We start from the raw sequence: 6,818 nt of genomic DNA on the forward strand, positions 1-6,818 counted from the left end.
GAAGAATCCCGCAGCGATCGCCGCGTTGAGCAGCAGCACGATCCAGAGCGTGCGGCGCTCGGCCGAGACCTTGCCGTCCGGTTGAGCCGTCATGCCATGATCTCCTCGATCAGCAGGAGGACGAGAAAGCCGACGAAGAACATCGCGCTGATAAGCGGCGAGTCCGGCTTCTCGTGCGCTTCGGCCAGCAGTTCCTCTGTGACAAGATAGAGGAGTGCCATCAGGCCGAAGCTCAAGAACCCGGTGACTACGACCGGCGAGAGCACCGCTACCGGCGTTGCGATGAGCGCGCCAACCGGCAGCAGCACGGCCATGCTGATGACAATGACGACTGTCTTGAGACGTGACTCGATGGTCTCGCGAATTTCGGCAGTAAGCGTAATTCCAAGGAATAGGACTTCAAGCGTAAGAGCGACGGTGAGCAGCATACCGGCCTTCGCGCCCGCGATAAATGCAAGGCCGAGCACCAAGCCGTCGATCAGAATGTCAATGCCGATCGCGCCAAGCAGCGCAACCGGGCCTTTCGTGCGCCCCTCAAACGCTTTCAACGCCAGCATCGCAGCTACGCCCAAGCTACCCCCAATCAACGTGGCCATCGGCGAAGCCTGGTGCAGCACCTGGGGCAGGATCTCCGCAGCCGCGGCGGCAAAGACGACACCCGCCGCGAGATGTTGCATCGCGCTTGTGAAGGACGCGCTTGGCCGGCGCCAGCTCGCCCACACCGCGCCGCAGATCACCGCCAATACCGGGATCAACGTATATTGCAGCGCGATCATGTGCAGGCCGGCACGACATTGCACCAGTCGGGTCGCTCACAGGGCTGACCCATCGCCTCGCCCTGTTTTCTTCGACTCATCGTCATCGGTTTCCTCGTTAGATCCGGAGACACGTCAGTGGCGCCTTATTGGATCGCCGAATGTGCATTTCTCGTCCCGATATGCGCGCAGTGATCTTTTCTCCGACATAGCTTAGCCCCTGAGCCGGAGCCGACAGGCGGATTGCTGGCGCACCTTCGGGCCCTAAGTCGACGGTTAGTCCGTCAGTGAGGAAATCCACTGCCCAGCGCCCCCCAGCCTCGCAGTCATAAATATGCCGGCCTATCACGTTGGGCCGATCGCCATCGATATGGTCGCGGTCATCCCTTGCCGCATCGGGGTCAGCAGAGCAGGCTGTGACGCTCGCCAGCAGGAAAAGACTTGCCCACAGCGCCCTCACGCCGAGCATTAGTCGCTGACCCTGTTCGAGCATGCGCGCCGTGGGCACCCTAAGGGGGCCGGTGCCCACGACGCGGTCCTTCTCACAAACCGTACGGGCCCGGCGAGACGGGCGTTTGACTTTGCATGGCTTGCGGGGACCATTGGCTTGGCAGTTCAGTCGAACAGGCGCGAAAGAAACGAACCGTGCTTGCCGCGCTGGCTGCCATGGCCCAGGTCTCGCCGACCGTCAGCCGATTGACGTTTGGCGTAACCCTGCGTCTCGGACGGTAAATTCTGCTCTGGTTCCGACACACTGCGTTCGATGATCTTATCGAGTTCGCCCCTATCGAGCCACACTCCTCGGCATTTTGGACAATAATCTATCTCAATGCCCTGTCGTTCGCTCATCACCAGATCAACTGTACAATGCGGGCAAGGCAGCCCTGTTGCTCTTGTATTGTCCATTTCATCTCTCCTAGTTCGTCATTACGGTACGCTTACGGGTGGGCATGCCCCTTGCCGTCGCATCGCTCACCGGGCTTTTCGGCCTGGACGGTGGTATGTTCGATCTTGAAGCGCTCATCCAAAAGCTGGGCTACCGCTCGGCGCACCGTGTCAGGCTCTGCTTCAATCTCTAGGGTTACATGCGCTGTGCACGACAAGTCGTCGTTGCTCATCGACCAGACGTGAAGGTCGTGGACCCCTGTGACGCCTGACACTCCAGAAATGACCGCGCGAACTTCTTTAAGGTCGATGCCGTTCGGGACGCCCTCCAGCAGCACATTGGTCGTGTCACGAAGCAGGATCCAGGTGCGCGGCAACACCCACAAGCCGATGCCCACAGCGACAATCGGATCAACCCATGTCCAACCCGTGAAGCGGATCGCGACTGCGCCGGCGATGACGCCCACAGAGCCAATCATGTCCGCCCACACTTCAAGATAGGCGCCTTTGACATTGAAGCTTTTGTCTTTGCCCGACATTAATAGCCGCATCGATACGATGTTCACGATGAGACCAATTGAGGCTACGATCATCATTCCGGTAGATTGAACCGGTTCCGGCGAGCCAAAGCGCTTGATCGCCTCAATAAGAACGTAGATCGCGATCCCGAACAAAAGCACTGCATTGAAGGCGGCCGCCAGGATTTCAAATCTCCGATATCCGAACGTGCGGCGATCATCAGCGGCCTTTTGTCCAAAGCGAATCGCCATCAGCGCGATGACAAGCGCAGCAACGTCTGTCATCATATGCGCAGCATCCGACAACAGAGCCAAACTGTTGAAGTAAAAGCCGCCAAAAACCTCAGCGATAAGGTAAGTCGAAGTGAGCGCCAACGCCCATTTCAACTTCGTGGCATTGGTGCCTGCAGTATGGTCATGGGCGTGGCCGCCGTCCTTAGTATCAGGCATTTTAAGCTCCCAACTCAATGATGGCGTTTGGTTTGCTGCGAATACCGCGCAGTAGTCGTACCGCGTTTTAGAAAACGGGCGAGGAATTGATTAGTGGCCACGGTCGTTTTTTCAAACCCACGCTTAAGGCTGGGCACCGCGAGGACGGAAAGAACACCCCTGCAACACATTTTATGTGTAACAATGGTGCCACTGTCGGATTTCGCTAATTCAAAGCCTTGTTCGACTTCCAGCAGGCCCTTCATACCGAGTTTCCAAAAGAACGCGGCGTGTCGATCGACGCGTGTCACGTCCGCCGTTGTGGAGACTTCCGGAAAGGAACGCATGCCCGTCTTGAATTTATAACCAATCTCAGTGCCAACGCTCGCGATGCCCTTGAGTGCAAGCGTTGGGTGCCAGTCGGAATAGTGCTCGAGATCGATAAGTAAACGCCACACGCGCGCGAGTGGCGCCGCCAAATGGATCGTGCTTTCAACAATGAACATGGAGATGTGTCCAGCAAGCACCGGTCCCCTCCCCCGCCGGTTAGGCGGGGGAGAGGTTCCCAAGCGCGATGTTAGAAACGCCGACACGCTCCCCCCGCATTTAGGACTTGCGCCTCTAAGTGCGAGGGTCGCCATCATGAGTCGGCCTGTGCAATAGTGACACGCGCCTTGCCGCCGAGCACCTCGACGGCCTCCAAGGTCATCAACCCGATGCCCGACATTTCGCTGAGACTCTCCACAAACGCGCGCAAGCTCGGATCGAGATCGACTATCTCGATGACGACTGCCCGGTCGCTTTCGAACACATGTCGCTGATGGATGTGTGCTGATTTGCCAAAGCCAATGAGCGCCTCCAGGATCGTTACCCCAGCGAGACGAGCGTCTTTCGCCCGCACGGCAATCTCCTGAAACACCTTGCGGTCGCCGAAGTAAGCGGACTCGTCAGTGTAGATGCGTAGCAATTTGGTTTCCATGACCCTTACTCCTGATGCGCCGGCTCTGCGACCGGCTGTTTGCTTACCCGCCGTGCAGCGATGCGTTCGCCGGCGTCGAGAACGACCTTGGCGATCGCAGGCAAAACCAGCAGTGTCAGAATAGTCGCCGCGATCAGCCCGCCGATGACCGTGGTGGCGAGTGGTTTCTGCACCTCAGCGCCGGTGCCGTGCGCGAGCGCCATCGGCACGAAGCCGATCGCGGGCACGAACCCGGTCATGATGACCGCTCGCATCTTGTCGGCCATGCCTCCGCGGATAGCTTCCGCGATGGGCTGTCCTGCTTCGCTGCGTTCGCGGATTGCAGACATGACGACCAGCCCGTTCAGCACTGCCACACCGGCGAGGCAGATGAACCCCACCGCCGCCGACACCGAGAAGTTGATGCCGGTGACCACTAGCGTAAAGACGCCGCCCGCGAGCCCTAGCGGAACCGCGAGGAACACCGCCGCCGCCCGGCCGAATCCACCCAGCGCCATGTAAAGCAGCCCGAAGATGACCAGAAAGCACAACGGCACCACGATCGACAGCCGTTTCGATGCCGCGGCCAGGTTTTCGAACTGACCGCCCCATTCGAGGTAGTAGCCCGCCGGCAGCTTCACCTGTGCGATCTTCGCCTGCGCCTCCTGAACGAACGAACCGGCATCGCGTCCGCCGAGATTGACCTGGACGACCACACGGCGCTTGCCGTTCTCACGACTGATCTGATTCAGCCCTTCCGTAAGCCGGATCTGCGCGACCTGTGCCAGCGGCACTTGGGCGCGCGGCCTCCCTTCCACCTCCGGGAGCAGCACTGGCAATGTCCGGATGTCGTCGAGATTGGCGCGGGTAGCCTCAGGGACGCGCACGGTGACGTCGAAACGCCGGTCGCCCTCGTACACAAGCCCTGACTCACGCCCGCCGAGCCCTGCCGCAACCGTATCCGCAACGTCGCGGACGGTGAGGCCAAGGCGCGCGATCGCGGCGCGATCGAGCTTCACGTCGAGCGCCGGCGCGCCACCGACCTGTTCGGCCTTGACGCTGGCCGCACCGGGTATGGTCTGGAGTACTCGCACCATCTCATTTGCCGTCAGCGCCATCTTGTCGAGATCGTCGCCGTAGAGCTTGATCGCAACATCGCCGCGAACACCCGCGATCAGCTCGTTAAATCGTAGCTGGATCGGCTGACTGACCTCGTAAAGATTGCCAAGGAGACCGCCGGTCGCCTTCTCAATCTTGGCAACCACATCGGCTTTGGTCGTGCCCTTGGCCCATTCCTCCTTTTCTTTCAGGATAACGAAGCCATCCGACACGTTCGGCGGCATCGGATCGCTTGCAACTTCCGCTGTGCCTGTCTTGGAAAACATCAAGGCGACTTCGGGGACCTTGGTGACCGCCTCTTCAACCTTTCGTTCCATCAGCAGAGATTGATCAAGGCTGACTGAGGGGACGCGCGTCGATGCGAATGCAAGATTCTTCTCGTCTAACTGCGGAATGAATTCCGAGCCTAGCAGCCCAAACGCCGGAATTGCCGCTAGAAAGAAGGCCAACCCGCCGAGGATGAATGGCCACGGTCGCGCAATCGCCTGATCCAACAACGGCAGGTAGCGTTCCTTGGACTTGCGGATCAACCACACGTCCTTCTCTGCGACCTTGCCGCGTATCATTATCGCGACCAGTGCTGGCACCAGCGTGATTGCCAGCACAAATGCGGCTACCAGCGCGAGCATGATCGTGATCGCCATCGGCGAGAACGTCTTGCCTTCCGTGCCCGTGAACGTGAGCAGCGGGGCGAAAGCGAGCAGGATGATCGCCTGACCGAAGACGGTTGGTTTGATCATCTCCTGTGCGGCTCGCATTGTCTCTTCCAACCGCTCGCGGAGCGAGAGCAGCCGGCCTTCATGCTCCTGTCGATGCGCCAATCTGGCGAGGCAATTCTCGATGATGATGACCGCGCCATCGACGATCAGACCGAAATCGAGCGCGCCCAGGCTCATCAAATTGCCAGGCACGTTGAAGGCATTCATGCCCATCGCCATCATCAGGAAAGAGAACGGAATTACCAGCGTCGCGATCACCGCCGCGCGCCAGTTGCCCAACAGCAGGAACAGCGACGCCGCGACAAGAATTGCGCCTTCTGTCAGGTTGCGCTGGACAGTGGCCACTGTCGCGCCGACCAGCTCTGCGCGGTTCAGCACCACCTTCACTTGGATGCCCGGCGGCAGCGTCTTTGCTACCTGGTCGAGCTTAGCTGTTGCCTGTTCGGCCACGACCCGGCTGTTCTGGCCGATCAACATCAGCACAGTGCCGATGACCGCTTCCTGGCCGTTCATACTTCCGGCGCCGGTCCGCAGGTCGCCGCCCACGCGAACATTGGCAATCTGGCCAATGGTGATCGGGGTTCCGCCACGTGTCGCGGCTACGGCGTTGCTGATCTCATTGACGGTACGCACTCGTGAATCGACGCGCACCAGATACGCCTCACCGCCCTTGTTGTAATAATTCGCACCGACCGCGAGGTTGGCGTTCTCGAGGGCTTGACCGAGCTCGCTATATGAGATGCCGAAACTGGCGAGTTTCGTTGGGTCCGGCTCGACCACGAAGGTTTTGGCATAGCCGCCGATCGAATCGACCCCAGCAATGCCTTTCACCGAGCGAAGCTGGGGGCCGATAATCCAGTCCTGTACGGTTCGCAGGTAGCTCGCCTTGGCCACGGCGTCCGTCATTCGTTCGCCCTCAGGCGTCAGATAGCTGCCGTCCGGCTGCCAGCCTGGTTGGCCTGCGACTTTTTTGGCGCCCTTGCCGTCGGGGTTGGCATAGCCGACTGTGTACATGACGATCTCACCGAGACCGGTTGATACTGGTCCCACCTGCGGTTGCACGCCATCCGGCAGGTTCTTAGTTGCCTGACGCAGGCGCTCACCCACCTGTTGGCGCGCGAAGTAAAGGTCGGTGCTGTCGGTGAAAATCGCACTGACCTGGCTGAAGCCGTTGCGCGAGATAGAACGTGTGGTTTCAAGACCGGGAATGCCGGCTAGGGCGATTTCGACTGGATAGGTAACGAGCTTCTCGATTTCCACCGGCGACAACCGTGGGTCGATCGTGTTGATCTGGACCTGTTTGGTGGTGATGTCTGGCACCGCGTCGATTGGCAGCTTGGTGAGCTGCCATACGCCTAGGCCGGCGATGACGAGGAACAATGCGAGGACCGTCCAGCGGGCGCGGACGGAGAGCGCCATGAGGTTTGCGATCATG

General features: G+C 59.8%; 6 protein-coding genes and 1 pseudogene. All 7 read right to left on the bottom strand.

Features of this window, described 5'->3' with window-relative positions:
• Positions 1-93 (bottom strand): annotated as a pseudogene (locus ACEK02_RS19165) (cation transporter); the annotation flags it as partial.
• Positions 90-776, bottom strand: coding sequence for a ZIP family metal transporter (locus ACEK02_RS19170; protein WP_371423159.1), 687 nt, complete (start codon positions 774-776; stop codon positions 90-92). The gene ACEK02_RS19170 and the pseudogene ACEK02_RS19165, both read right to left, overlap by 4 nt.
• Before the next feature lie 594 nt (positions 777-1,370).
• Entirely contained in the window at positions 1,371-1,661 is a 291-nt protein-coding gene (locus ACEK02_RS19175) for a zf-TFIIB domain-containing protein (RefSeq protein ID WP_371423160.1), read from the bottom strand.
• A gap of 32 nt (positions 1,662-1,693) precedes the next feature.
• Positions 1,694-2,608, bottom strand: coding sequence for a cation diffusion facilitator family transporter (locus ACEK02_RS19180; RefSeq protein WP_371423161.1), 915 nt, complete (start codon positions 2,606-2,608; stop codon positions 1,694-1,696).
• 14 nt (positions 2,609-2,622) lie between these two features.
• A complete protein-coding gene (locus ACEK02_RS19185; RefSeq protein WP_371423162.1) occupies positions 2,623-3,093 on the bottom strand; it encodes an SRPBCC family protein in 471 nt (156 codons plus the stop codon).
• Positions 3,094-3,227: 134 nt separating this feature from the next.
• A complete protein-coding gene (locus ACEK02_RS19190; RefSeq protein ID WP_371423163.1) occupies positions 3,228-3,566 on the bottom strand; it encodes a DUF190 domain-containing protein in 339 nt (112 codons plus the stop codon).
• Positions 3,567-3,571: 5 nt separating this feature from the next.
• Positions 3,572-6,817, bottom strand: a complete 3,246-nt coding sequence (locus tag ACEK02_RS19195; protein WP_371423164.1) for an efflux RND transporter permease subunit — start codon at positions 6,815-6,817, stop codon at positions 3,572-3,574.
• Position 6,818: the final 1 nt, after the last annotated feature.

Source organism: Tardiphaga sp., from assembly GCF_041424195.1.
In the GTDB taxonomy this organism is placed as follows: Bacteria; Pseudomonadota; Alphaproteobacteria; order Rhizobiales; family Xanthobacteraceae; genus Tardiphaga.

What these genes read in the sequence shown, in the direction of transcription:
- ACEK02_RS19170 (WP_371423159.1), bottom strand. Translation starts at nt 776, where the DNA reads ATGATCGCGCTGCAATATACGTTGATCCCGGTATTGGCGGTGATCTGC.
- ACEK02_RS19175 (WP_371423160.1), bottom strand. Translation starts at nt 1,661, where the DNA reads ATGGACAATACAAGAGCAACAGGGCTGCCTTGCCCGCATTGTACAGTT.
- ACEK02_RS19180 (WP_371423161.1), bottom strand. Translation starts at nt 2,608, where the DNA reads ATGCCTGATACTAAGGACGGCGGCCACGCCCATGACCATACTGCAGGC.
- ACEK02_RS19185 (WP_371423162.1), bottom strand. Translation starts at nt 3,093, where the DNA reads ATGTTCATTGTTGAAAGCACGATCCATTTGGCGGCGCCACTCGCGCGC.
- ACEK02_RS19190 (WP_371423163.1), bottom strand. Translation starts at nt 3,566, where the DNA reads ATGGAAACCAAATTGCTACGCATCTACACTGACGAGTCCGCTTACTTC.
- ACEK02_RS19195 (WP_371423164.1), bottom strand. Translation starts at nt 6,817, where the DNA reads ATGATCGCAAACCTCATGGCGCTCTCCGTCCGCGCCCGCTGGACGGTC.